Annotated in this window: 23 protein-coding genes; 15 read left to right on the plus strand and 8 right to left on the minus strand. The window is 63.1% G+C overall.

Translation table 11 applies throughout. The features are described 5' to 3' along the window. Nucleotides 1-193 precede the first annotated feature (193 nt). From PRZ01_RS17515 to PRZ01_RS17530, 4 genes are all read left to right on the plus strand, one after another. Nucleotides 194-559: a hypothetical protein gene (locus PRZ01_RS17515; RefSeq protein WP_273598133.1), complete on the plus strand. Its 366-nt coding sequence runs from the start codon at nucleotides 194-196 to the stop codon at nucleotides 557-559. Between the two features lie 623 nt (nucleotides 560-1,182). Beyond that, nucleotides 1,183-1,533: a GntR family transcriptional regulator gene (locus PRZ01_RS17520; protein ID WP_273598134.1), complete on the plus strand. Its 351-nt coding sequence runs from the start codon at nucleotides 1,183-1,185 to the stop codon at nucleotides 1,531-1,533. After that, nucleotides 1,533-2,456 (plus strand): ABC transporter ATP-binding protein, encoded by a 924-nt coding sequence (locus PRZ01_RS17525; RefSeq protein ID WP_273598135.1) that lies wholly within the window; start codon nucleotides 1,533-1,535, stop codon nucleotides 2,454-2,456. The genes PRZ01_RS17520 and PRZ01_RS17525 overlap by 1 nt, the downstream gene beginning before the upstream one ends. 48 nt (nucleotides 2,457-2,504) lie before the next feature. Next, entirely contained in the window at nucleotides 2,505-3,395 is an 891-nt protein-coding gene (locus tag PRZ01_RS17530; RefSeq protein WP_273598136.1) for a hypothetical protein, read from the plus strand. 90 nt (nucleotides 3,396-3,485) lie between these two features. On the opposite strand, the gene PRZ01_RS17535 is transcribed toward PRZ01_RS17530, so the two are convergent. Continuing rightward, the gene (locus PRZ01_RS17535) at nucleotides 3,486-4,358 is read right to left on the minus strand and encodes a ferritin family protein (RefSeq protein WP_273598137.1); all 873 of its coding nucleotides are present in this window, start codon (nucleotides 4,356-4,358) and stop codon (nucleotides 3,486-3,488) included. A 622-nt stretch (nucleotides 4,359-4,980) separates the two neighbouring features. Between PRZ01_RS17535 and PRZ01_RS17540 the strand changes: the two genes are divergently transcribed. From PRZ01_RS17540 to hprK, 4 genes are all read left to right on the plus strand, one after another. Further along, entirely contained in the window at nucleotides 4,981-6,609 is a 1,629-nt protein-coding gene (locus PRZ01_RS17540) for an ArnT family glycosyltransferase (RefSeq protein ID WP_273598138.1), read from the plus strand. A 274-nt stretch (nucleotides 6,610-6,883) separates the two neighbouring features. Further along, a complete protein-coding gene (gene hpf, locus PRZ01_RS17545) occupies nucleotides 6,884-7,225 on the plus strand; it encodes a ribosome hibernation-promoting factor, HPF/YfiA family (protein ID WP_273598139.1) in 342 nt (113 codons plus the stop codon). 326 nt (nucleotides 7,226-7,551) lie between these two features. Next, nucleotides 7,552-8,022, plus strand: a complete 471-nt coding sequence (gene ptsN, locus PRZ01_RS17550) for a PTS IIA-like nitrogen regulatory protein PtsN (protein WP_273598140.1) — start codon at nucleotides 7,552-7,554, stop codon at nucleotides 8,020-8,022. A 54-nt stretch (nucleotides 8,023-8,076) separates the two neighbouring features. After that, entirely contained in the window at nucleotides 8,077-9,036 is a 960-nt protein-coding gene (gene hprK / locus PRZ01_RS17555) for an HPr(Ser) kinase/phosphatase (RefSeq protein ID WP_273598141.1), read from the plus strand. A 27-nt stretch (nucleotides 9,037-9,063) separates the two neighbouring features. On the opposite strand, the gene fur is transcribed toward hprK, so the two are convergent. Then, nucleotides 9,064-9,492 carry a ferric iron uptake transcriptional regulator gene (fur, locus tag PRZ01_RS17560; RefSeq protein ID WP_273598142.1) on the minus strand — a complete coding sequence of 143 codons (429 nt, stop codon included), beginning with the start codon at nucleotides 9,490-9,492 and terminating at the stop codon, nucleotides 9,064-9,066. Between the two features lie 104 nt (nucleotides 9,493-9,596). Between fur and PRZ01_RS17565 the strand changes: the two genes are divergently transcribed. The 7 genes from PRZ01_RS17565 (at nucleotide 9,597) to holA (ending at nucleotide 16,429) form a co-directional block, all read left to right on the plus strand. Beyond that, on the plus strand, nucleotides 9,597-10,166 hold the full coding sequence (locus PRZ01_RS17565) for an outer membrane protein assembly factor BamE (RefSeq protein WP_273598143.1): 570 nt from the start codon (nucleotides 9,597-9,599) through the stop codon (nucleotides 10,164-10,166). Continuing rightward, nucleotides 10,163-10,975 carry a 4-hydroxy-tetrahydrodipicolinate reductase gene (dapB, locus tag PRZ01_RS17570; RefSeq protein WP_273598144.1) on the plus strand — a complete coding sequence of 271 codons (813 nt, stop codon included), beginning with the start codon at nucleotides 10,163-10,165 and terminating at the stop codon, nucleotides 10,973-10,975. Before PRZ01_RS17565 ends, dapB begins: the two co-directional genes overlap by 4 nt. Then, nucleotides 10,972-11,616 (plus strand): MotA/TolQ/ExbB proton channel family protein, encoded by a 645-nt coding sequence (locus PRZ01_RS17575; RefSeq protein ID WP_273598145.1) that lies wholly within the window; start codon nucleotides 10,972-10,974, stop codon nucleotides 11,614-11,616. Before dapB ends, PRZ01_RS17575 begins: the two co-directional genes overlap by 4 nt. 1 nt (nucleotide 11,617) lies before the next feature. After that, nucleotides 11,618-12,088, plus strand: coding sequence for an ExbD/TolR family protein (locus PRZ01_RS17580; RefSeq protein ID WP_273598146.1), 471 nt, complete (start codon nucleotides 11,618-11,620; stop codon nucleotides 12,086-12,088). A gap of 88 nt (nucleotides 12,089-12,176) precedes the next feature. Further along, the gene (leuS, locus tag PRZ01_RS17585; RefSeq protein ID WP_273598147.1) at nucleotides 12,177-14,813 is read left to right on the plus strand and encodes a leucine--tRNA ligase; all 2,637 of its coding nucleotides are present in this window, start codon (nucleotides 12,177-12,179) and stop codon (nucleotides 14,811-14,813) included. Between the two features lie 9 nt (nucleotides 14,814-14,822). Then, nucleotides 14,823-15,341 (plus strand): LPS-assembly lipoprotein LptE, encoded by a 519-nt coding sequence (locus PRZ01_RS17590; protein ID WP_273598148.1) that lies wholly within the window; start codon nucleotides 14,823-14,825, stop codon nucleotides 15,339-15,341. A gap of 17 nt (nucleotides 15,342-15,358) precedes the next feature. Next, nucleotides 15,359-16,429 (plus strand): DNA polymerase III subunit delta, encoded by a 1,071-nt coding sequence (gene holA / locus PRZ01_RS17595; protein ID WP_273598149.1) that lies wholly within the window; start codon nucleotides 15,359-15,361, stop codon nucleotides 16,427-16,429. 50 nt (nucleotides 16,430-16,479) lie between these two features. Here the strand turns inward: holA and PRZ01_RS17600 are convergent, their stop codons facing one another. The 6 genes from PRZ01_RS17600 to PRZ01_RS17625 are packed head-to-tail and all read right to left on the minus strand — an operon-like array spanning nucleotide 16,480 to nucleotide 22,269. Beyond that, nucleotides 16,480-17,421, minus strand: a complete 942-nt coding sequence (locus PRZ01_RS17600; RefSeq protein WP_273598150.1) for a 2-hydroxyacid dehydrogenase — start codon at nucleotides 17,419-17,421, stop codon at nucleotides 16,480-16,482. Then, on the minus strand, nucleotides 17,418-17,918 hold the full coding sequence (locus PRZ01_RS17605; protein ID WP_273598151.1) for a CinA family protein: 501 nt from the start codon (nucleotides 17,916-17,918) through the stop codon (nucleotides 17,418-17,420). The genes PRZ01_RS17600 and PRZ01_RS17605 overlap by 4 nt, the downstream gene beginning before the upstream one ends. A 33-nt stretch (nucleotides 17,919-17,951) precedes the next feature. Continuing rightward, entirely contained in the window at nucleotides 17,952-18,530 is a 579-nt protein-coding gene (locus PRZ01_RS17610; RefSeq protein WP_273598152.1) for a phosphatidylglycerophosphatase A family protein, read from the minus strand. After that, complete coding sequence (thiL, locus tag PRZ01_RS17615; protein WP_273598153.1) at nucleotides 18,527-19,501, minus strand: thiamine-phosphate kinase; 975 nt, start codon at nucleotides 19,499-19,501, stop codon at nucleotides 18,527-18,529. Before thiL ends, PRZ01_RS17610 begins: the two co-directional genes overlap by 4 nt. Nucleotides 19,502-19,529: 28 nt before the next feature. After that, nucleotides 19,530-20,147 carry a response regulator transcription factor gene (locus tag PRZ01_RS17620; RefSeq protein ID WP_273598190.1) on the minus strand — a complete coding sequence of 206 codons (618 nt, stop codon included), beginning with the start codon at nucleotides 20,145-20,147 and terminating at the stop codon, nucleotides 19,530-19,532. Nucleotides 20,148-20,202: 55 nt separating this feature from the next. Then, complete coding sequence (locus tag PRZ01_RS17625) at nucleotides 20,203-22,269, minus strand: sensor histidine kinase (RefSeq protein WP_273598154.1); 2,067 nt, start codon at nucleotides 22,267-22,269, stop codon at nucleotides 20,203-20,205. Between the last annotated feature and the right edge of the window lie 124 nt (nucleotides 22,270-22,393).

Here is a 22,393-nt window from a genome sequence, read left to right on the forward strand (position 1 = left end):
CCCCACCAGGAATGGCAAACTGCCCGTGCTGCCTTTGCCAGTTTTGATATTACTGTATGAAAACACATATATGCAACACGAACTGAGGCTTGGCGCGGCCTGCGGGCCGTTTGGGGGTGCCTTATTAGGGAGACTGGCGGACCTGATAAACGGACGCCGCTGTCTCCCTACAACACGTTAGGCGTCAATACCCATGACCCAAGATCAACTCGATGAGTTCCGCCCTGAGTACCTCACACGCGAGGAGGCCCTCCGCATCGCTCGAGCAGAGGCCACGCGTAGCCTGATTGAGCAGCCCGCATCCATCTCGTATGTTTGCCATGTGCCGGATTTCCACGACGACTGCCTTTGCGAGTTCGTCATGGAAGACGAAGGATGGGTCAAGACTTTTCGTTGCCTCACGCCCGAAGAGCGGTTGCCGGAGGAAGAAATTCGAGACGAGAGCATTCTCCAGTTGGCTCAGTCAGGCAACATGGTCTCTGCCATTCGTCTGTATCGCTCCAAGCATCAAGTTGGCCTGCGCGAAGCGCACAACGCCATTCAGGCAATGCTTCAATGAGCCCGCGTAGCTCCCAATGCGCTGTGACGCCTAACCCCTCCGTCAAGGGGACTGGCCTGCGGCCAGCCCCTTACGTCGAACGTTGAGCGACAGCTTTCCGGCAATTCGTTTCGGCAGGGCCGACGACAGCTCCGGGCACGGAGCTGACCACCGCAGCCTCGTTCGCCGTTCATACTCGCGCCGCCGACTACCAATTCGCAGCTTGGGAAAGCTGTCGTTGAACCAAACAGCATCTCGCGCGCTGCTGCGCCAGAACCCCAATTTCATTGACCATCAGCTTCGGAAGGTGAAGCTGTCGTCCGACCAATGAAGCGCCCATCGGTCGGTCTCGTCCACTGCGGTCGTCGGCCCACCAAAAGCGAATGGCCGCAGCCAGCCTAGAACCGACAACCGACACTCTCGGCGCCGCCTGTACGGCCCACCAGCCCCCCTCGCCTCGGTGAGTTCCAAGTTAAGCGCAAATAGTTCCAAACTCAGCACAAACCGGCACATCTACATCGGGCGCATTTCAGCAGCGGGAAACTGCAACCCGTCGCCCGCCGCTTGGTCGCCACTGCGGTAGCTTGTTATGGTGTGCTACATCAGCAACACACAAGGGTCCGCCAACAGCGGCCCGGTCTGCCATGCACACCTGGAACGACTCCGCCCCTATTTACCAGCAATTGGCCGACCGGCTGGCCGCGCAACTGCTGGACGGCGCGCCGCCTGAGGGCGAGGCACTGCCCTCTGTACGCGCACTGGCCAGCCAGTTCGTGATCAACCCTTTGACCGTCACGCGCGCCTTGCAGGCCCTGGCTGATCAGCACCTGATCGAAAGCCGGCGCGGGATTGGCATGTATGTTGTCCCTGGCGCCCGGCGGCAATTGCTGGCCAGCGAACGCGAGCGATTTCTTCAAAAAGACTGGCCGGCGCTGCGTGCCAAGTTGAAGCGGCTGGGCCTCGGGCCCAAAGATCTGAACTGGGAGAACTCATGATGACGACGCATGCACAGGGCCTGAGCAACCCCGCCAACAGCCAGCCGGGCGACGCGCTGATCACCGCGCACGACCTCACTTTGCGCTACGGCAGCAAGACGGCGCTGGAGCGGGCCAGCTTCAGCATTCCCAAGGGACGCGTAGTCGGCCTGCTGGGCCACAACGGCGCGGGCAAGACGTCGCTGATGAAGGCGCTGGTTGGTCTGCTGCCCGCTGATGGGTCGCTGAGCGTGCTGGGGCTTTCGCCTCGCCATCAACGTAATGCATTACTTGAGCAGTTGTGCTACATCCCCGATGTGGCGGTGTTGCCGCGTTGGGCGAAAGTTAGCGAGTTGATGACCCTGATGGGCGGGCTGCAACCCCGCTTCTCAGCGGCGCGCGCCCGGGAGCTGCTCAAACGGACCAGCGTCAGCGAAAGCGACAAGGTCAAAAATCTCTCCAAAGGCATGGTGACGCAGGTGCACCTTGCGCTGGTCGCGGCCATTGACGCCCGATTGATGATCCTCGACGAGCCTACGCTGGGCCTGGATGTGATTTCGCGCAAGTCGTTCTACGAGATGTTGATTGAAGAATGGTGCGACGGCGAGCGCAGCGTGCTGATCTCCACCCACCAGGTGGAAGAGGTGGAAAGCCTGCTCTCCGACGTGATGATGCTGGACGAGGGCCGCTTGGTGCTCAACATCAGCCTGGAGGACATGGACAAGCGCTTTGTGGCGCTCAGCCATGACCCGGCCACCGCTGAGGCCATCGCCAACGCCCACCCGCTGCTGCGCTACCGCCAGCAAGGCGGGCGCAGCGCGGCGATCTTCGACGGCGCGCCACCGGCGGAAATTGCCGCCTTGGGTGAACGCATCCGGCCAAGTTTGGTGGATTTGTTCATGGCGCTCACCCGCAATCCGGCGTTGCACGCCAAACGGGCCTGAGCGCCAGACGCCCGCGTCATTCCCCCCACCCGCTGGAGACTCCTCACCATGAGCACTCGCTTTCAAACCCTTTTGCTGCGTGAATGGCTGCAGCACAAACGCGGCTGGCTGATCACGCTGCTGCTGCCGCTGAGCCTGTTCGTCGCGCTGTTGCCTGTTGGGCAGGTGCAGGGCCTGCCGACCGAATTCCCTCTGGGCATTGCCCTGCTCATCATGGGCGTCACCTGCCTGGGGGTGTTCGCGATCGTCGAATTTGTAGCCTTGTTCCAACTGCCCGGCTTGGCCCGGCGCGATCAGCAAGACCGTTCGATCGAATTCTGGCTCTCACTCCCCGCAAGCCACAGCGAAAGCATCGGCGCAACGCTGTTGGCCCATGCATTGCTGCTGCCCCTAGTCGCCTTGCTGGTAGGCGCCGCGGCAGCGCCCCTGATGGCAGCCGCAGTGCTCTTTAAACAAGGCGGCGCCACGCTGGTGAGCGCCGTGCCGTGGAGCAGTGCGCTCACTATCGGGCTGCTAATTCTGCTGAGAACCGGGCTGGGGCTGCTCATGATGAGCCTGTGGATTGCCCCGGTGATGCTGGCCTTGATGGCTGCCTCGGCTTGGCTCAAGCGCTGGGGCATGCCTGCGCTGGCCATCGGGGTGGGCATGCTGGGCCTGTTGCTGAGCCAGGGTTACAACAATCCCATCGTCTGGCAACTCCTGGATGCCCAACAAGAGGGCGCAAAAAACGCGTTGCTGATCAACCCCGAAGAGCTGGCGCAGCGGCTGCACGAGGCCATGGCGCAGGCCGACGACGGCATCCCGCACATCTTGACCTGGCTGGCTCAAGACGCTTGGTTGGAAATCCAGCACCTGGCCTGCGCACAATTCATCGGCGGGCTGGTGCTGGCAGCAGCATGCTTCGGTCTGCTGGTGTTGAAGCGCAGCCGCAGCCACTGAACTCCGTGCTCCTTGCAAAGCAAGAAAGCCCGCTTCGGCGGGCTTTCTTCTTTGACGGGTGCGGAGCGACTGCGCGCGGCGATCAGCCCCTCAAAGGCTGTGAGGCTTGGCCACTGCAGCCGTCGCCGCAGCGCTCAGGCTTTGAGTCATCTCCTTGCGGAAACGGTTGAGCTCTTGCACGCTGGCGAAGCTGCGCTCCATGAGCAGGCTCATATTGTGCAGAATGCGGTCGACCACCTTGTTCTCCCACACGCTATCGAACTGGATCTGCTTGTCCAGCCAGTGCTCCAGCCACTGCGGGTCAGGCAACCGACTCTGGATGGTGTCACGCGGGAACAGGCTGACGTTCACGTGCAAATTGGTCGGGTGCAGAGCTTGCGCCGTGCGGCGCGCGCTGGCCATCAGCACACCCACCTTGGCAAATGCAGCCCGTGCCTCGTCGCCAAACTTGCTCATGGCACGCTTCATGTAGCGCAGGTAGGCGCCGCCATGGCGGGCTTCGTCGCGGGCCAGCGTTTCGTAAATGGCCTTGATAACGGGCTCGCTGTGCCATTCGGCGGCGCGGCGGTACCAGTGGTTCAGACGAATCTCGCCGCAGAAGTGGAGCATCAGCGTTTCAAGCGCAGGCGCGGGGTCAAAGTCAAAGCGAACTTCGTGCAACTCTTCTTCGGTCGGCACGAGGTCGGGGCGGAAGCGACGCAGGTATTCCATCAGCACCAATGAATGCTTCTGCTCCTCAAAGAACCAAACGCTCATGAAGGCCGAAAAGTCGCTGTCGTCGCGGTTGTCACGCAAGAACATCTCGGTGGCCGGCAGTGCCGCCCATTCGGTGATGGCGTTCATCTTGATGGTGCGCGCCTGGTCATCGCTCAGCAGGCTGGCATCAAACTTGTCCCACGGAATGTCCGTGTCCATGTTCCAGCGCACGGCCTCGAGTTGCTTGAAGAGTTCTGGGTAGAGCATCATCCATCCTAGGTTGCTACGCCTATTTTATTCCGCGACTGTGACAACTTGCGTGATCCCATTGCAGTGGATGAAGAACGCAAAAAAGATGCGCATAGTCAGCGCCTATCCCGACGCCGGAGTGGCGTCATACCGATGCAGGAGAAGACAGCGGGAAGGTGCTGAATTCACATCTCTTTCAATGGACTTACAGCAACCATTCAGGTGGGTTATTTACCAGCCAGCCCCCCACCTGCACATGGCACGAAAAATACGCCCAAACAGAGGATAGTCCCTAGGCATCGGGGATAAATCAATTTTCACCTGCCAAATAATTTGCACAAATTGATTAATGTGATTTAAATAACGACTCATTTGAGCGTCACATTAAAGCCACTTGTAAAGCGTTTGAAAATCACCAAAAATTTGCAACACGACGAGATTTTCCGTTAGCATCAAAACCAGTTCAGGTCGCAAGGTCCCCTCAAATTTGAGGGTGAAATCTCCAAGCCGTTTTCCTCCTCCTCCCTCCCTCCCTCGTTGGCTTCGAGGCATCTTGCGACTACTTTTATACTCAGGGCTTCCGCGCAGCGCGGAAGCCCTTTTGCATTTGCGGCGGGCGAACACACACCTTCCGGAACTCATGAGCTCCCCCAAACCTGCTGCTGCGCATTTGCCCCAGTCCGAAGGGCGCCAACCGTCCGGTGCGACAACGCCGTCGTCATTGCCTTCGCCTTCGCCCCTGCCCTTGATGCAGCGGCTGTTGCACCACCCCTGGTGGAGCTTGGCGTTGGCAGCCCTGGCCTTGTTGGTGACCTTGCCTTACCGGCCCGTGGCACTTCCAGACGAAGGCCGCTACGTCGGCGTGGCTGCCATGATGTGGCACAGCGGCGACTGGCTAACGCCGCACATCAACGGGCTGCCTTATTTCCACAAGCCCCCCCTGTTCTATTGGTTGGCCGGGCTGAGCTTTGGCCTGTCGGGCGAAAACGCCATTGGCGCACGGGTGGTGCCATGGTTGGCGGCGCTGGCCGCCATGGCCAGCCTGACGCAGCTGATTCGCCGCCACCTGGGCGACAAGCCCGGTGAACTCGGCCCCAGCGCGGCAGCCTGGGCCCTGATCTTTATGGTCGCCCAACCCCTGTGGCACCTGGGCTCGCAATTTGCCAATCTGGACATGTTGGTGGCCAGTTGCATCAGCATCGCCATCTGCTCATTGGCCAGCCACGCGATGAAGCCCAGCACGCGCCTGCGCAGCCTCGGTTTTGCGGCCATGGCGCTGGGGGTGCTGGCCAAAGGCTTGATCGGGGTGGTGCTACCGCTGCTGGTGTTGGGTGTGTGGTTGTTCTGGGCCCAAGGATGGCGTAGCGTGCTGCAATTGCTATGGTGGCGGGGTTGGGTGCTCTTTGCACTCGTTGGCCTCCCCTGGTTCTTGCTGATGGAGCAACACAACCCGGACTTTTTCCACTACTTCTTCGTTGTCCACCATTTCAATCGTTATGCCAGCGACGGCTTCAACAATGTGATGCCCGCCTGGTTCTACCCGGGCGTGCTGATCATCATGACGCTGCCCTGGGCCCCGGTCTGGCTGTGGCTGATGCCGCAACGCCGCACACGCCGCAACGCCCTGGGGCAGCTTGCGCTGGTCTGGCTCCTGGCCATCACCTTGTTCTTCACCTTGCCTTCGTCCAAGCTGCTGGGCTACATCTTGCCTGTAGGGCCGGCACTGGCCCTGCTGATCGCACCACAATTGGCGGCTTGGCAGTTGAACGCCCGCGGCTGGCTGCAGCGCCTGCCAGGACTCCTGACGCTGGGCGGCGTGGTCCTGACAATCGGCATGCTGATTGGCATACGCATGGTGGACACCAAGAGCAATGTCAGCCTCGTGGAGGGCATTCAAGTGCAGTGGCAGCCCGGTGACGCGCTGGTGTTTGAAAACCAGTTTGCCTTTGATGTGCCGCTGTTGCTGCGCCGTACGGAGCCGGTGCCAATCGTGATGAACAACCCCTTCGAGCCGCAGAAGTACGACAGTTGGCGGCGCGAGATCGTTGAAGCGGCGGAATTCAATCACGCCAAGGCAGAGCAGATTTTGCTGTCACCTCAAGCCTGGGCCCAGCGGCGCTGCGCCGCACCCCGCACCTGGATCGTAGTGGACAACTCGGCGGAAGAAGTCTTGATTCCAGAACGGCAAGGGCTGCCTGTTGCGGCCTCAAGCCCACGGTTGAACGCGTTTTTGTGGGTGGCCAGGGACCAGTGCAACGGCCAACCGTGAGTCGGGCCATCTGTCAACATAACGGGCAAACTCCAGCCTCCACGAATGGCGCTGCACACCCTGCCTTACAAGGCAGGATTTCACGCCCGCGATGAGCCAGTCGGACCATTGCCTGCCGGTCATTGCAAAACACTTGTCACAAAGCGCCAAGAGGTGCAAACTGGTTCAACCACAACCCGACCAAGGTCCGCGTTAGAGAACCAGCCATAGCTTCACTTCGCTCTTTGAAACTCGTATTTCATTTCTCCAGTTCTCCCTTGTGAAAGGAGGCTTTATGAACCTGACAATCAGTGGCCACCATCTCGAAGTTACGCCCTCGTTGCGTGAGTATGTGCTTACAAAATTGGATCGAGTGACCCGCCACTTTGACCAAGTCGTTGACATCAACGTCTTGCTCACCGTGGAGAAGCAGAAGGAAAAAGAGCGCCGCCAAAAGGCGGAAGTCACCTTGCATGTCAAGGGACGTGACATTTTTGTGGAGCAATCCAGCGAGGACTTGTATGCGGCCATTGATCAATTGATGGACAAGCTGGATCGGCAAGTCTGCCGGCACAAGGATCGCTTGCAAGACCATCATCACGCGTCGGCCAAGCGCCTGGAAACCCCAGCCCCTTGACCCTCGCCAAGGTAGGCCCGACCTGCCATTGACACCAAGGCGACCCAACGGGGTCGCCTTTTTGTTGACCCAAAGTGACCCAACTTCGAAATTGCACGGCGCTGCTGTCAACACCACGGATCAGGTGGGCGTTGTTGCAACAGGCTCGCCCGCGTCAGCAAGCTGTGCAATACTGGCTGTGCTGCACTGCAACATCTTGTGCATTTATGCGCCGCTGATTCAAGCAGGACGTCAACGGCGCACCCGGCGTTTCTATAATCACCCTCTTAAACACCGAACGAGCGCATTGGCCAAGGCTTACCCGCCGTACTCAGCGCTTTGACATCATGAACCGTCTCGCCGCCATCCTTCCTGCCAGCAATGTGTTGGTGCATGTGGACGCGTCCAGCAAAAAGCGGATCTTCGAACAGGCTGGGCTGCTGTTTGAAAACAATCACGCCATCTCCCGCGCCATCGTGGCAGACAACCTGTTCGCCCGCGAACGCCTGGGCTCGACGGGTCTGGGTCATGGGGTTGCCATTCCACACGGCCGGATCAAGGGCTTGAAGAATCCCCTGGCTGCGGTGCTCCGTGTTCAGCAACCCATTGGTTTCGACGCGCCGGACGATGAGTCGGTGAGCCTGTTGATTTTTCTGCTGGTGCCCGAAGCGGCCACGCAGCGGCACCTGGAAATTCTTTCGGAAATTGCCGAAATGCTGTCCGACCGTGACCTGCGCGAGCGGCTCAAGACCGAGTCTCAGTCGAGCGAAGTGCATCGACTGATCGCCGAGTGGGAACCGCTCAAGTCCGTCGCCTGAACCCTGCGTCCGGCGACCTACTCCAACCTTCAGCGCAACTGCGATTCGCCACCCGTGAAACCCACCTCCATCAGCGCCGACCGGCTTTTTGAAGAACACCGGGAGGCCATGAGATGGGAGTGGATCGCCGGACACGCCCACCCCGAACGCCGCTTTGACGAAGCCGCCGTGCGCGATGCCCAGTCATCCGCCGACCTGGTGGGCTACCTGAACTACATCCACCCGTACCGGGTCCAGATCGTCGGACGCCGCGAGGTGGGCTACCTCAGCCAGGCCGCTGGCGAAGTGCTGGACGCTCGCATCTCCCGCATCGTCACGCTGGAACCGCCGGTCATCATCGTGGCCGACGATCAAATTCCGCCTGACCGCCTGGTGGCCATGTGCGACCGTGCTGAAATTCCACTCTTCGTCACCTCGGAACCGGCCGGCCATGTGATCGACGTGGTGCGCGCCTACCTGGCCCACCTGTTTGCCAACCGCACCACCCGCCACGGCGTGTTCATGGACATTCTGGGGCTGGGTGTGTTGCTCACCGGTGAGTCCGGCCTGGGCAAGAGCGAATTGGGGCTGGAGTTGATTTCACGCGGCCACGGCTTGGTGGCCGATGACGCGGTGGACCTGTTCCGCATCGCGCAAACCTCCATCGAGGGGCGCTGCCCCGAGTTGCTACTGAACCTGCTGGAAGTACGCGGTATCGGCCTACTGGACATCAAGGCCATCTTTGGTGAAACCGCCGTACGCCGCAAGATGCGGCTCAAGCTGATCGTGCACCTGGTGCGCAAAGAAACCATGGAGCGCGACTTTGAGCGCCTGCCCTACGAGCCTCTTTACGAAGAGGTGCTGGGCATGCCGGTGCGCAAAGTGATCATCGCCGTGGACGCCGGCCGCAACTTGGCCGTGCTGGTGGAAGCCGCCGTGCGCAACACGGTGCTGCAATTGCGCGGCATCGACACTTACCGTGAATTCGTTGAGCGGCACCAACGCGCCATCGAGTCCGGCCAGCACGACAACTGACGCGCCGCGCCAAATCACGCGGCAGTTTTACTTGCCACGGTGCTCGCAATCCTTTTTGACGCAAGAGGCATACAGCGCCAGCGAGTGCTCCTGCAACTCAAAACCACGTTGCAGCGCAATGGCGTGCTGGCGGGCCTCAATCTCGGGATCAAAAAACTCTTCAACCCGCCCACAAGTCAGGCAAACCAAGTGGTCGTGGTGGGCGCCCTCATTGAGCTCGAACACCGACTTGCCCGATTCAAAATGGTTGCGCGACAGCAGGCCCGCCTGCTCAAACTGGGTCAGCACCCGATAGACCGTGGCCAAGCCAATGTCGGCATCTTCCGTCAACAGGGCCTTGTACACATCTTCAGCCGTCATGTGACGCTGCGCCGTTTTCTGGAAAATCTCCAGAATCTTGATGCGGGGCAGGGTCGCCTTGAGGCCGCTGTTTTTGATCTCTTCGGTACGGTTCATGGGAGGATTCGAGGCGACGCGGTCCACCATGGACCAACCGCTAGAATGGTCCGATCATAGCCAGCTTGGCGCTTTTCCGAAGCCCAGCCACTTACAAGCCCCTCATGCGCTCCAACTTTCGCAATTCTCAATCTGCAGCCCGTCTGAGCCTGGTGACCCTGGCCAGCGTGTCGGCGAGCCTGCTGTCAGCCTGCGCCTACATTCCATCAGTCAGCGGCGACAAGGTGTTGGGCTTGGTGCGCCCCTACCGGCTGGAAGTCGTGCAAGGCAATGTGCTGACCAAGGAATTGGTGGCCCGCGTCAAGCCCGGCATGCCCAAAGCGCAAGTGCGTGATTTGCTGGGCTCACCGCTGTTGACCGACGTGTTCCACGACAACCGGTGGGACTATGTATTCACCATCCGTCGTCAGGGTGCAGAGCCACAAAAACGCCAGGTGGTGGCGTGGTTTGACGGCGATCGGCTCAAATCGCTGGAAGTTCCTGACGATCTCCCGACTGAAAACGACTTTGTCGCCGCCATCAACACCAAGGGCAAAACTGGCAATCTGCCCAAGCTCGAACTGAGCGAGGCCGAGCGCCAAGCCCTGCCCCTCCCGCCCAAGCGTGAAGCCCCCGCCGTGGCCGAAGCCATGGGCGCACAACGCAGCTACCCCCCTCTGGAGTCCAAGCAGTGAGCGCGAATCTCAAAATCGCCATCGCCGGCAGTTCAGGCCGCATGGGCCGCATGCTCATCGAAGCGGTGGTGAACGCCCCCGACTGCCAGCTGAGCGGCGCGCTCGACCAGCCCGGCAGCCCGGCGCTGGGCCAAGACCCCGCTGCCTTTCTGGGTAAAACCAGCGGCATCGCCATCACCGCCGACCTGCGCCAGGGCCTGGCCGGCGCTGACGTGTTGATCGACTTCACCCGGCCCGAAGGCACGCTGGCCCACTTGGCGGTGTGCCGCGAGCTGGGTGTCAAAGCGGTGATCGGCACCACCGGCTTCGACGCCGCACAGAAGGCGCAGATTGGCGCCTTCGCCCAGCACATCGGCATCATGATGGCGCCCAATATGAGCGTGGGCGTGAACGTGGTGCTGCGCTTGCTGGACATGGCAGCCCGTTCGCTGAACGAAGGCTACGACATCGAAATCATTGAGGCGCACCACCGCCACAAAGTCGACGCGCCCAGCGGCACCGCGCTGCAGATGGGCGAAGTGGTGGCGCAGGCCTTGGGCCGCGACCTCAAGGAATGCGCCGTTTACGGCCGCGAGGGCGTGACCGGTGAGCGCGACCCCTCCACCATCGGCTTTGCCACCATCCGGGGCGGCGACGTGGTGGGCGACCACACCGTGCTGTTTGCCGGCATCGGCGAGCGCATCGAGATCAGCCACAAGTCCAGCAGCCGCGTCACCTACGCCCAAGGCAGCTTGCGCGCCGCACGCTTCTTGGCCAGCCACGCGCCGGGCCTGTACGACATGAATGATGTGCTGGGCCTGAGCCGATGACCGGCTTCGCGGAACTTTGGGCCGTTGGCGACGCCGTTTCGCGCAGTGTCGCGCTGCTCCTGCTGCTGATGTCCGTCAGCGCCTGGGTGGTGATTTTGTGGAAGGGCTGGCTGCTGCAGCGCGCACGGCGCGGCCTGGCCCGCGCCGTGCCTGCCTTCTGGGCCGCCGCCGATCTGAGCCAGGGCCGCAGTGCGCTGGAGAACTTCGACCCCGAGCGCCTGCTGCTACCGCTGCTGGAAGCCGCCACCGCTGCCACCGCCCCCAACACCCTGGAGGCCTCGGGGCGGCATGAATCCCGCCTCACCCGGCGTCTGCGCGACGCCCTGCACGCCGTGCTGCAACGCCTTCAATTCGGGCAGGTGTTGCTGGCCACCATCGGCAGCATTGCGCCCTTTGTGGGCCTGTTCGGTACCGTCTGGGGCATCTACCACGCGCTGGTGAACATTTCGGCCGGTGGCAACATCACCATCGAAAAGCTCGCCGGCCCGGTGGGCGAAGCCCTCATCATGACCGCCGCCGGCCTGGCCGTGGCGATCCCCGCGGTGCTGGCCTATAACGTCTTCGGCAAGCGGGTCGGTGCCTGTGAAGCGGAGCTTGAAGGCTTCGCGCACGACCTGCGCGAAATGCTGGACAGCCACTGACATGGCATTCGGCCGACTGGAACGCACCGAGGGCCCCAAGCCCATGGGCGAGATCAACATGACGCCACTGATCGACGTCATGCTGGTGCTGCTGGTGATCTTCATGATCGCCGCACCGCTGATGACCTCGTCCCTGCGCCTGGACCTGCCTAAGAGCGAGGCCGCCAATCCGTCTGACGCCGCGCAATTCATCAAGGTGACCCTGCAAGCCGATGGCGCGCTCTACATCGATGCGCAAAAATTCGATCGCTCGGCCTTTCAAAAGCGGCTGAACGACCTCGGCCGCGCCAACCCCGAGCAAGAGGTTCAGCTGCGGGCCGACAAGGCCGCGCCCTATGGCCAGGTGGCGGAACTGATCGGTTGGTGCCAGATGGCAGGGCTGAGTCGGATTGCCTTTGTCGCCGATGCCGCCGACGGTGCCAATGCGGCCAACACCGGCAACCCATCAGTCAGCCCGGCCCCCAAACCCTGAGCGCTCTGGGCGCCTCCACTTTTACAATCGGCCACAAACGTCTAACTTCAGCGGCGCCTACGCTGAATCCTGAGCCCGCACCCATTCCATGAACGAAAAGTACGCCCCCACCGAGATCGAAGCCGCTGCGCGCCAGTACTGGAACGAGCGCGATGCCTATCGCGTGGTCGAAGACCAGAACAAGCCAAAGTTCTACGCCTGCTCCATGCTGCCCTACCCCAGCGGCAAGCTGCACATGGGCCATGTGCGCAACTACACGATCAACGACATGCTCACGCGCCAACTGCGCATGAAGGGCTACAACGTACTGATGCCCATGGGCTGGGACGCCTTCGGCCTGCCGGCTGAAAACGCGGCCATCAAGAACAAGGTGCCGCCGGCCCAGTGGACCTACGACAACATTGCCTACATGAAGCGCCAGATGCAGGCCATGGGCCTGGCCATCGACTGGTCGCGCGAGATTGCCACCTGCACCCCTGAGTACTACAAGTGGAACCAGTGGCTGTTCCTGAAAATGCTCGAAGCCGGCATTGCCGAGCGCCGCACCCAGGTGGTCAACTGGGACCCGGTTGACCAAACCGTGCTGGCCAATGAGCAGGTGGTGGACGGCCGCGGCTGGCGCTCCGGCGCCCTGGTCGAGAAGCGCGAGATTCCCGGCTACTACCTGAACATCACCCGTTACGCCGACGAGTTGCTGGCCGCCGTGGCCGACCCCGAGGACAAGCGCTATCTGTCCGGCTGGCCCGAGCGCGTGCGCCTGATGCAGGAAAACTGGATCGGCAAGAGCCAGGGCGTGCGCTTCGCCTTCCCGCATGAGATCAAGGGCGCCGACGGTGCGTTGATTCAAGACGGCAAGCTCTATGTGTTCACCACCCGGGCCGACACGGTCATGGGCGTGACCTTCTGCGCTGTGGCGCCCGAGCATCCGCTGGCGGCCCATGCGGCTGCCGGCAGCCCCGCGTTGGCGGCCTTCATCGAAGAATGCAAACGCGGAGGTTCGACGGAAGCCGAACTGGCCACGCAAGAGAAGAAGGGCCTGCCCACCGGCCTGTTCGTGACCCATCCGCTGACCGGCGCCCAAGTCGAAGTCTGGGTCGGCAACTATGTGCTGATGAGCTATGGCGACGGCGCCGTGATGGGCGTGCCTGCGCATGACGAACGCGATTTCGCCTTCGCCAAGAAGTACGGCATCGCCATCCAGCAAGTGGTGCAGGTCGAAGGCGAAACCTTCAGCCTCGACGCCTGGGCCGACTGGTACGGAGACAAGCAACGCGCCGTCTGTGTCAACTCCGGCGAGCTCAATGGCCTGACGCACAAAGAAGCCGTTAGCAAGGTGGCCGAGCTGTTCGCCGCCAAGAGCCTGGGCGAGAAGAAGACCACCTGGCGCCTGCGCGACTGGGGCATCAGCCGCCAGCGCTACTGGGGCACGCCGATCCCCATCATCAACTGCGATGACTGCGGCGCCGTGCCCGTGCCAGCCCAAGATCTGCCCGTGGTGCTGCCGGAAGAATGCATCCCCGACGGCAGCGGCAACCCGCTGAAGAAACACGCCGGCTTCCTGAACGTGGGCTGCCCCAAATGCGGCAAACCGGCCCAGCGCGAAACCGACACCATGGACACCTTCGTGGACTCGTCCTGGTATTTCATGCGTTACTGCGACGCCAAGAATCCCGAGCAGATGGTGGCCGAGGGCAGCCAGTACTGGATGCCCATGGATCAGTACATCGGCGGTATCGAACACGCCATCCTGCACCTGCTCTACGCCCGCTTCTGGACCAAGGTGATGCGCGACCTGGGCCTCGTCAAGGTGGACGAGCCCTTCACCAAGCTGCTCACCCAGGGCATGGTGCTGAACCACATCTACAGCCGCCGCACCGACAAGGGCGGCATCGAGTACTTCTGGCCGCATGAGGTCGAGAACCAATTCGACGCGGGCGGCAAGATCATCGGCGCCAAGCTCAAGAGCGACGGCTCGCACGTGGACTACGAAGGCGTGGGCACCATGTCCAAGTCCAAGAACAACGGCGTGGACCCGCAGGAGCTGATCAACGAATACGGCGCCGACACGGCACGCCTGTTCGTCATGTTCGCCGCCCCGCCGGAGCAAACGCTGGAGTGGAACGACGCCGGCGTGGAAGGCGCGCACCGCTTCCTGAAACGTGTGTGGGCCTTTGCCGCCAAGCACGAAGCCACGCTGAAGGCGGCCGGGCAGGATTTTGCGGCCCTCAGCGGCGACGGCAAGGCCCTGCGCCGCGAAGTGCATCTGGTGCTCAAGCAAGTCAGTTATGACTACGAACGCATGCAGTACAACACGGTGGTGTCGGGCGGCATGAAGCTGCTCAACGCGCTGGAAGGCTTCAAGGCGCAAGGCCAGGACGCGGCGCTGCGTGAAGGCTTCTCGGTGCTGCTGCGCCTGCTGTACCCCGCCTGCCCGCATATCACCCATCAGCTGTGGCAAGACCTCGGTTTTGCCGCGCAACTGGGCGACCTGCTGGACGCGCCTTGGCCTACCGTGGACGAAGCCGCGCTGGTGCAGGACGAGATCGAGCTGATGCTGCAAGTCAACGGCAAGCTGCGCGGCGCCATCAAGGTGCCGGCAAGTGCCGACAAGGCCGCCATCGAGGCTGCCGCGCTGGCGAACGAAGACTGCATCAAGTTCTGCGAAGGCCGCGCGCCCAAGAAGGTGATTGTGGTGCCGGGCCGCCTTGTCAACGTGGTGGCCTGAACGGGGCTGATGATGCCGCAGCGCCTGATCAAGCCTTTACGCCGCAGCTTGTGGCTGGGTGCGGCCGCAGCGGGCCTGCTGGCGGCTTGCGGCTTTCAGCCCCGGCGTGAACCCGAGTTGCTGTTTCACAGCCTGGCGCTGACTGGCTTTGCACCCAACTCCCCCCTGGCCAGTGAATTGCGCCGCCAACTGGCGCGCACGCCGGTGCAGGTGGTGGAAGACGCCAACAAGGCCGAACTGGTGCTGGAAGCCTTACTCGACACCCGCGACAAGGTCTCGGTGGTCTCCACCAGCGCCGGCCAGGTGCGTGAATGGCAGTTGCGTGTCAAGCTCGACTATCTGCTGCGCACCACCTCGGGCGATCTGCTGCTGCCCCGCACCGAGTTGCGCATGTCGCGCGATCTCAATTACACCGAAACCATGGCCCTGGCCAAGGAGCAGGAAGAAGCGCAGCTCTACCGCTCCATGAACTCCGACGTGGTCAACCAACTGCTGCGCCGCTTGGCGGCCGTGCGCTTGCCTGGCTGATCCGCCGCCGCCCCACCATGCAGATTCGCTCCGACGCCCTAACCGCACAGCTCTCGAAAGCGCTGCGCCCCATCTACACCGTTTTTGGGGACGAGCCCTTGCTGGCGCAAGAGGCGGCGGATGCGATTCGCGCAGCTGCCCGTGCGCAAGGGTATGGCGAACGCAAAGTCTTTACGGTGTCAGGCGCCTATTTCGACTGGGGCCCGGTGCTGGGCGCGGCCCAGTCCATGAGCTTGTTTGCCGAGCGTCAGTTGATCGACATCCGCATTCCTTCCGGCAAGCCCGGCAAGGAGGGCTCCGAGGCCTTGCAGCGTTATTGCGAGCGGCTGCCCGACGACGTGGTGACCCTCGTCACGCTCCCCAAGCTCGACCGCACGCAACTGAACAGCGCCTGGTTCCTGGCGCTGGACGGAGCGGGTGTCACCGTGCGCGTTGAACCGGTCGAGCGCCGCGGCCTGCCGCAATGGATCGCCCAGCGCCTGTTGGCACAAGGGCAGCGCGTGGCCGAGGGCGAAGAAGGCCAGCGCACCCTGACCTTCTTTGCCGACCGGGTGGAAGGCAATCTGCTCGCTGCCCACCAGGAGTTGCAAAAGCTGGCCTTGCTCCATCCACCGGGTGAATTGAGTTTCGAGCTGATCGAAGCGGCCGTGCTGAACGTGGCGCGCTACGACGTCTTCAAGCTCAGCGAGGCCGTGCTGGGAGGCCAGCTGGGCCGCGTGCTGCGCATGCTGGACGGCCTGGAGGCCGAGGGCGAGGCAGCCGTGCTGGTGCACTGGAGCTTGGCGGAAGACATTCGCGCCCTCAAACGCGTGCGCGATGCGGTAGACGGCGGCAAGCCGCTGCCCATGGCCCTGCGCGATGCCCGCGTCTGGGGCCCCAAGGAGCGTTTGTTTGAGCGCATCGTCCCAGGGCTGCGTAGCGCTGATCTAACCCGTTTGGTCGCTGCCGCGCAAACTTGCGATGGCCTCGTGAAAGGCCTGCGTCACCCCGAATGGCCCAGTGACCCCTGGGCCGGCCTACGCCGCCTGGCCCTGATGCTGGTGGAGGCCACAGCCCCCCGGGCACCCCAGCTCGCCTTGCGCGCCTAAGCTCGGCGCCACCGCGAACGGGTCGACAAAGTTTGTCGGCGCCCGCCTGCTCAATACCCGCGCTGCCGCTGCACCAGATGCTGCAAGGGGCGCCCCTCACGCAGCGCCCGCAAATTGCCCACCACCACGGCCAAGGCGCTGCGAGGATCGGTTTGTGCGGCGCAATGCGGCAGCACGGTGATCTGCGGGTGCTGCCAAAACGGATGCTGCGGTGGCAGCGGCTCTTGCGCAAACACATCCAACACCGCATGCCGAAGATGGCCGGCCTCCAATGCCTGCAAAAGATCGGCCTCCACCACATGCGCACCACGCGCCAGGTTCACCAGACTGGCGCCGTGCTTCATCTGCGCCAAGCGGGCAGCGTCGAAAAACCCCTGCGTTGCGACGGTGAGCGGCAACAGGTTGACCACCGTATCCGCCCGCGCCAACGCCTGCACCAGGCTCGCGTCTGTGTGGAAGCATTGCACACCCTCCACCACAGCGGGCCGCGTGCTCCAGGCGCTCACGGCATAACCCTGAGCGGCAAGTGACCGCGCCACGCGCCCCCCCAACTCACCCAGGCCCAGCACCAGTACCTGCCAATCGGCGGCTCGCAGTTGCTCGGGTTGCCGCCAAATCGCCTGCGCCTGTTGGGCCGCTAACTCAAAAAATCGGCGGTGCAGCGACAGCACGGCCCACAAGGCGGTGTGCACCATAGCCTCATTCATCGCCGGGTCAACCATGCGGGCCACCGGCACATCGGCAGGCAGGCCGGGGTCGGCCAACAACTTGTCCACCCCCGCCCAAACGGATTGGATCAAACGCAGGCGCGGCAGGTTGCCAAGGCTGCCGGGCGCCGGATTGGCCACGATGGCGGCCTCCACCTCAGCCGCGTCGGCAGCATTGAGCGGCACATCCAATATCCAGCATTCACCAGGCAAGGCCGGCTGCAACAGCGACAGCCACTGGTCGCGCTCCAACGCCGACCACGAGCCCAGCAACAGCAGGCTCATCGGTCCTGATCTTCCAGCGCATCACACAGCGCCATCAAGCCGGCACGCAGCGTGGCTGCGCGTACTGCCGCACGGTCCCCGGGAAACAAGGTGCACCACACCTTGGGTGGCCACCCTGCATGCGCCAAGGCCAGCCAGACCGTGCCGACCGGCTTCTCCGCACTGCCACCGGTGGGGCCAGCAATACCGGTGACGGCCAGCGCCCAGTCAATCGGTGCGTGGGCCAGCAGACCGCGAGCCATGTGCAGGGCCACTTCACCGCTGACCGCACCGTGCAAGCCGATGAGCGCGGCCGGCACACCCAACAGTTCGGTCTTGGCCTCATTGCTGTAGCTCACCACACCTCGCTCAAACCATTGGCTGGAGCCCGGCAGACTGGTACAGGCTGCAGCGATCAGGCCGCCGGTACAGGACTCCGCCGTGCCCATGCGCTCACGCCGCCGAATCAGGGCAACAGCGATGCGATCAATCAACTCCTGCTCTTCAGGGAACTGCATGACATGGGCCTCCTTGCCTACGCTTAATAACGCTCAAGCCAGTTGGGCGTGTCGCCACAAAGCGATGACCAGCAGCGTACATCCAGCGGCCACAAAATCGTCAAACAAGATACCAAACCCCTGAGCCCAACTGACCGCTTGCCCACGCTCGCCTTTGAACAGGCGATCCGCCCAGCCCACCGGCCCCGGCTTGGCTGCGTCGAAATAACGAAACAGGCCAAACGCCACCGCCTGCCCCAACAAACCCGTCGGCATGATCAGCCACAGCACCAGCCAAAAAGCGAGGATTTCGTCCCACACGATGGCGCCAGGGTCCGGCGTGGCCATCGCCCGGGCCGTGGCGGTACAAGCCCACCACCCCACCAGGGTGCCGCCGATCAACAAGGCCGCCCAGCGCGTGTCTGTCATCAACGGGTTGAGCACCAGAAAGGCAACCCACGCCCACAAGGTGCCCACCGTGCCCGGTGCTTTGGGCGACAAGCCGCTGCCAAAGCCCAAAGCAATCCAGCGCGCCGGGTGCGCCAACATGAAGCGAGCCGTGGCCCGGCGCGGCGCCATGCCGCCAACGCGCTCGCCAGCGTCAGAATCCGTGGAGTCTTGAGGTTCGCTCATGATGTCTTGAAGTGATCAAAGCTGCTGAATTCAGCCACGAGGGCCTGGCCCTGCGCGTCCGCCAGCCGCAGCCCCGGCTCTGCCTCGATGTGGCCGATGCGTGTGATCGGGGTGGCGCAATTCAAGCTTGCCTGGCGCACGGCCTCGCGGGCGACCACCGGCGCGGTGAATATCAACTCGTAATCATCACCGCCCGCCAAGCCGCATTCGCGCTGCAGGGCCAGGCTCTGGCTCGCCAGCACGGCGCTGCGCGGCAGGGCGTCAACCGCCAGGCAAGCGCCCACGCTGGAGCGCTGCAAGATGTGCCCCAGATCGCCGATCAGGCCGTCGGACACATCAATAGCGCTGGTCGCCAAGCCCCTCAAAGCCTGCCCCAGGCCTACGCGAGGCTGCGGGCACTCCATCGCCCGGCGAGCCTGCTCGAACGCCTCACCCGCCAGCACGGCCGTACCGCGAAATACCTCCAGCGCCAGCCGGGCATCACCCACGGTGCCGGACACATAAATATCGTCGCCGACCCGTGCGCCGCTGCGCAACAAGGCCTGGCCGCGCGGCACTTCACCCATCACCGTCACGCAGATATTCAAAGGGCCTTGCGTGGTGTCGCCCCCCACCAGCGCAATGCCATGCGCATCTGCCAGGGCGAACAAGCCCTTGGCAAAACCCGCCAACCACACGGCATCAGCACGCGGCAAAGCCAGCGCCAGCGTGAAGGCACGCGGCGTGGCCCCGCAAGCGGCCAAATCACTGAGATTGACCGCCAGTGCCTTGTGCGCCAAACGCTCCGGTGCCACGGTGGACAGAAAATGCCGGCCCTCCACCAACATATCGCAAGACACCAACCACTGCATCCCCGGCGTCGGGTTCAGCACCGCACAATCGTCGCCAATGCCCAAGGCCACAGCATCCGAGCTCACCCCCAACGCGGGGTCGCGGACAAAATAGCGTTTGATCAGATCGAATTCACCCATGAAAGGGATTGTCTCAGGCTGAAGCCCCCTACTCCTTCAGCAAATTCGACAACTCCACCGCTGATTTCACGTTCATTTTTTCGAACACACGGGCGCGGTGGACTTCGACGGTGCGGACGCTGATGTGGAGTTGATCGGCAATGAGTTTGTTGGGCAGGGCTTGGATGACGAGGGCCATGACTTCGCGTTCGCGGTCGGTCAACTCGGCGAGGCGCAGGGCCAAGCGGCCGGTTTGCTGGCGGGCTGCAATGGCTTGTTCGCTGAGGGCCAGGGCTTCTTCGATGCGATCGACCAGGCTGTTGTCGGAGAAAGGCTTTTCCACAAAATCGAACGCGCCGCGCTTGACGGCGGATACCGCCGTGGGCACGTCGCCGTGGCCGGTCAGAAAGATCACGGGCAAGGCTGTGCCGAGGCCGCGAGCGTTCAGGCGTTCGAACAAGGCCAGGCCGCTCATGCCGGGCATGCGCACGTCGAGCAGCAGGCATGACGGTGCGTCAGGCCAGTCGCGGGCTTGATCGGGGCGGGCGTCCAGCATGGCTTCGAAGGCTTCGGCGCTGGCGAATCCTTCGGAGAGCAGGCGGCGCGAGCGCAGCAGCCAAGACAGCGATTCGCGGATCACGGCCTCATCATCGACCACATAGACCATCGGCAATTTACGGCTGCCACCGCTAAGGGAGGCATGGAAAGGGGGGGTGTTCAAATCAACGCTCCTGCTCGCTCACGGGTGCCCTGGCGGGCGATGTGCCTGCCTGGGGTGCCGCCGGGAGCGTGAATCGAAATTCGGTGCCGCGCGCCTGCCCGCCGCGTGGGATGAAGTCCATGGCGCCGCCATGTTGCTCGACAACGGTACGGCACAGGCTCAGGCCCAGGCCCATGCCTTCTTGGCGGGTGGTGAAGAACGGGGTGTAGAGCTGGCGGGCCACGTCGTCTGAAATGCCCGGGCCGCAGTCCAGCACGGCCAACGCAACCCAGTTGGCGTCAAGCGGGTGCGCACGCAGGGTCAACACGCGCTCCGCCAGGGGGGCGTCCCCTTCCATGGCCTGGATGCCGTTGCGGGTCAGGTTCAGCAACACCTGCTCCACCATGGTCCGGTCGCACCGTACGCGAGGCGGCGGCTGGGGCAGATCGATCTCGATGCGCGTACCGCTCTTGCGGGCCTGCAGGCGCACCAGGGGCAGAACGGCGTCGAACAGCAGGTCCACGCCGATGGATTCACGGGCTTGGTCGCGGCGCCGCACGAAGTCGTGCACGCTCTTGATGACGCGGCCCGCGCGCTCGGCCTGCTCGGCAATGCGGCTGAGGGCCTGGCGCACGAGATCGGGGGTCTGTGGATCGTCCGCTTCCAGGGTCAGCAGATTGAGCGATGCTGCCGAATAGCTGGCGATGGCGGCCAGCGGCTGGTTCAACTCATGGCTCATGAGGGACGCCATTTCGCCCACCGTGGCCAGGCGGGCGGTGGCCTGCAGACGGTCTTGCTGCTGGCGCGACAATTCCTCGACCCGGCGTTGGTCGCTGACATCGAGCACGGCGCTCATCCAACCGGTCTGGTGGCCTTGCGCGTCCAGCAGCGGGGCTTCGAAGATCAGCACCGGGAACCGTTCGCCATTGCGCCGCATGAACACGGTCTCGTGGCCCTGACGCGCATCTTCGCCGGCACGCCAGCGTGCGCTGCGGCCCACGTGGCGGCGCTGGTAGGCCGGCGCAAATTCCGGCGGCCAGTACGGCGGGGCGGATTGGCCCAGCAAGGCCTCGGGCTCAAAGCCCACCATCGCGCAGAACGCCGGGTTGACATAGGTGATGGTGCCCGCCATGTCCCGGGCGCGCAGGCCGGTGACCAACGAGTTTTCCATGGCATGGCGAAAGGCCAGCGCTTCGGCCAACGCGTGCTCGGCAAAGGCGCGGCGCCGGCCGTCCCGGGCCAGCAAAATCACTACGACAAACAGCGCCAGTGAAAGCCCCAAAACCAGCGCGGTCGTGACATTGGGAATCAGCTGGGGCTGGCCCGACGCGCTGTCCACCTTCAGCGGCAGCGTCAAGCCACCAAGATCCACCAGGCGCTCGGCCAGGTAGTAACCGGCGCCGCGGGTCAGGCCAGCACGGGCGAGGCGCGTGCCATCACTTTCAACAAAGCTGAATTCAGCCTCGCGTGCCAGGTCTTGCGTGATGGCCTCTTCCAGCACGTAACGCAACGCCAACGTGGCCACCATAAAGCCCGAGGCCTGGCCCGAGCGCAGCTGCGGCACACACAGGTCCACCACCTCCAGCCCTTCACCTCCTGCGAACACGATGAAGTAGCTGCGGGAAAATTGCTGCGAGCCCTGGCGTGATGCGGCCGCGCAGGCCAGCTGGGTTTCAATCTCCATCTCCTGGCGGGAGGCCTGCAAATACACGGGCGACACAAAAGGCGAATCGGCGGATCGAATGATTTGGCGCTGCGCGTCGCGAACCTCCAAGCGCAGGATCGGGCGCGTGCGGCGCAGCAACTGGGCCGACTCTTGCCTCCATTGCCCGCCGCCTTGGGTGTCGTCCCACAGCAAACCTTGCAGGGCCTGCAGATCGCCGTCGGTCACTTGCTTGATGCGGGCAGCAACCTCCAGCGCGATTTGATCGACCTTCTCCTGCCCCCGGGCAGCCTCATACCGCAAGGTCAGCGCCACCAACAGGGTCTGCGCAACCAGCAGCAGTACCGTCAAAGCCCCCCACAGCAGGGCACGGCGCCAGCTGGACGGGCGTGAGAGCTGAGGCGACAAAGCCGAGGACGCGGACATAAGGGCAGGCAAAAGACCAACAAGTTGCTGACTCGCGGCAGGCAAGCCGCCGGAACGCAGGAATGAGGAATAAAGGGGGCCGAAAGGAATGTACAAGTATCCTGTGCCCGGCTTGCGCCCTGAT

It is taken from the genome of Roseateles koreensis, from assembly GCF_028595305.1.
Taxonomy (GTDB): Bacteria; Pseudomonadota; Gammaproteobacteria; order Burkholderiales; family Burkholderiaceae_C; genus Paucibacter_A; species Paucibacter_A koreensis.

Bases quoted from the DNA above. Each gene is read 5' to 3' on its own strand.
- PRZ01_RS17535 (WP_273598137.1), bottom strand. From the start codon at position 4,358: ATGCTCTACCCAGAACTCTTCAAGCAACTCGAGGCCGTGCGCTGGAAC.
- PRZ01_RS17575 (WP_273598145.1), top strand. From the start codon at position 10,972: ATGACCGGCTTCGCGGAACTTTGGGCCGTTGGCGACGCCGTTTCGCGC.
- PRZ01_RS17620 (WP_273598190.1), bottom strand. From the start codon at position 20,147: ATGGTCTATGTGGTCGATGATGAGGCCGTGATCCGCGAATCGCTGTCT.
- PRZ01_RS17610 (WP_273598152.1), bottom strand. From the start codon at position 18,530: ATGAGCGAACCTCAAGACTCCACGGATTCTGACGCTGGCGAGCGCGTT.
- PRZ01_RS17525 (WP_273598135.1), top strand. From the start codon at position 1,533: ATGACGACGCATGCACAGGGCCTGAGCAACCCCGCCAACAGCCAGCCG.
- PRZ01_RS17520 (WP_273598134.1), top strand. From the start codon at position 1,183: ATGCACACCTGGAACGACTCCGCCCCTATTTACCAGCAATTGGCCGAC.
- ptsN (WP_273598140.1), top strand. From the start codon at position 7,552: ATGAACCGTCTCGCCGCCATCCTTCCTGCCAGCAATGTGTTGGTGCAT.
- PRZ01_RS17540 (WP_273598138.1), top strand. From the start codon at position 4,981: ATGAGCTCCCCCAAACCTGCTGCTGCGCATTTGCCCCAGTCCGAAGGG.
- PRZ01_RS17565 (WP_273598143.1), top strand. From the start codon at position 9,597: ATGCGCTCCAACTTTCGCAATTCTCAATCTGCAGCCCGTCTGAGCCTG.
- holA (WP_273598149.1), top strand. From the start codon at position 15,359: ATGCAGATTCGCTCCGACGCCCTAACCGCACAGCTCTCGAAAGCGCTG.
- PRZ01_RS17600 (WP_273598150.1), bottom strand. From the start codon at position 17,421: ATGAGCCTGCTGTTGCTGGGCTCGTGGTCGGCGTTGGAGCGCGACCAG.
- thiL (WP_273598153.1), bottom strand. From the start codon at position 19,501: ATGGGTGAATTCGATCTGATCAAACGCTATTTTGTCCGCGACCCCGCG.
- PRZ01_RS17530 (WP_273598136.1), top strand. From the start codon at position 2,505: ATGAGCACTCGCTTTCAAACCCTTTTGCTGCGTGAATGGCTGCAGCAC.
- PRZ01_RS17605 (WP_273598151.1), bottom strand. From the start codon at position 17,918: ATGCAGTTCCCTGAAGAGCAGGAGTTGATTGATCGCATCGCTGTTGCC.
- leuS (WP_273598147.1), top strand. From the start codon at position 12,177: ATGAACGAAAAGTACGCCCCCACCGAGATCGAAGCCGCTGCGCGCCAG.
- PRZ01_RS17625 (WP_273598154.1), bottom strand. From the start codon at position 22,269: ATGTCCGCGTCCTCGGCTTTGTCGCCTCAGCTCTCACGCCCGTCCAGC.
- PRZ01_RS17515 (WP_273598133.1), top strand. From the start codon at position 194: ATGACCCAAGATCAACTCGATGAGTTCCGCCCTGAGTACCTCACACGC.
- hpf (WP_273598139.1), top strand. From the start codon at position 6,884: ATGAACCTGACAATCAGTGGCCACCATCTCGAAGTTACGCCCTCGTTG.
- fur (WP_273598142.1), bottom strand. From the start codon at position 9,492: ATGAACCGTACCGAAGAGATCAAAAACAGCGGCCTCAAGGCGACCCTG.
- PRZ01_RS17580 (WP_273598146.1), top strand. From the start codon at position 11,618: ATGGCATTCGGCCGACTGGAACGCACCGAGGGCCCCAAGCCCATGGGC.
- PRZ01_RS17590 (WP_273598148.1), top strand. From the start codon at position 14,823: ATGATGCCGCAGCGCCTGATCAAGCCTTTACGCCGCAGCTTGTGGCTG.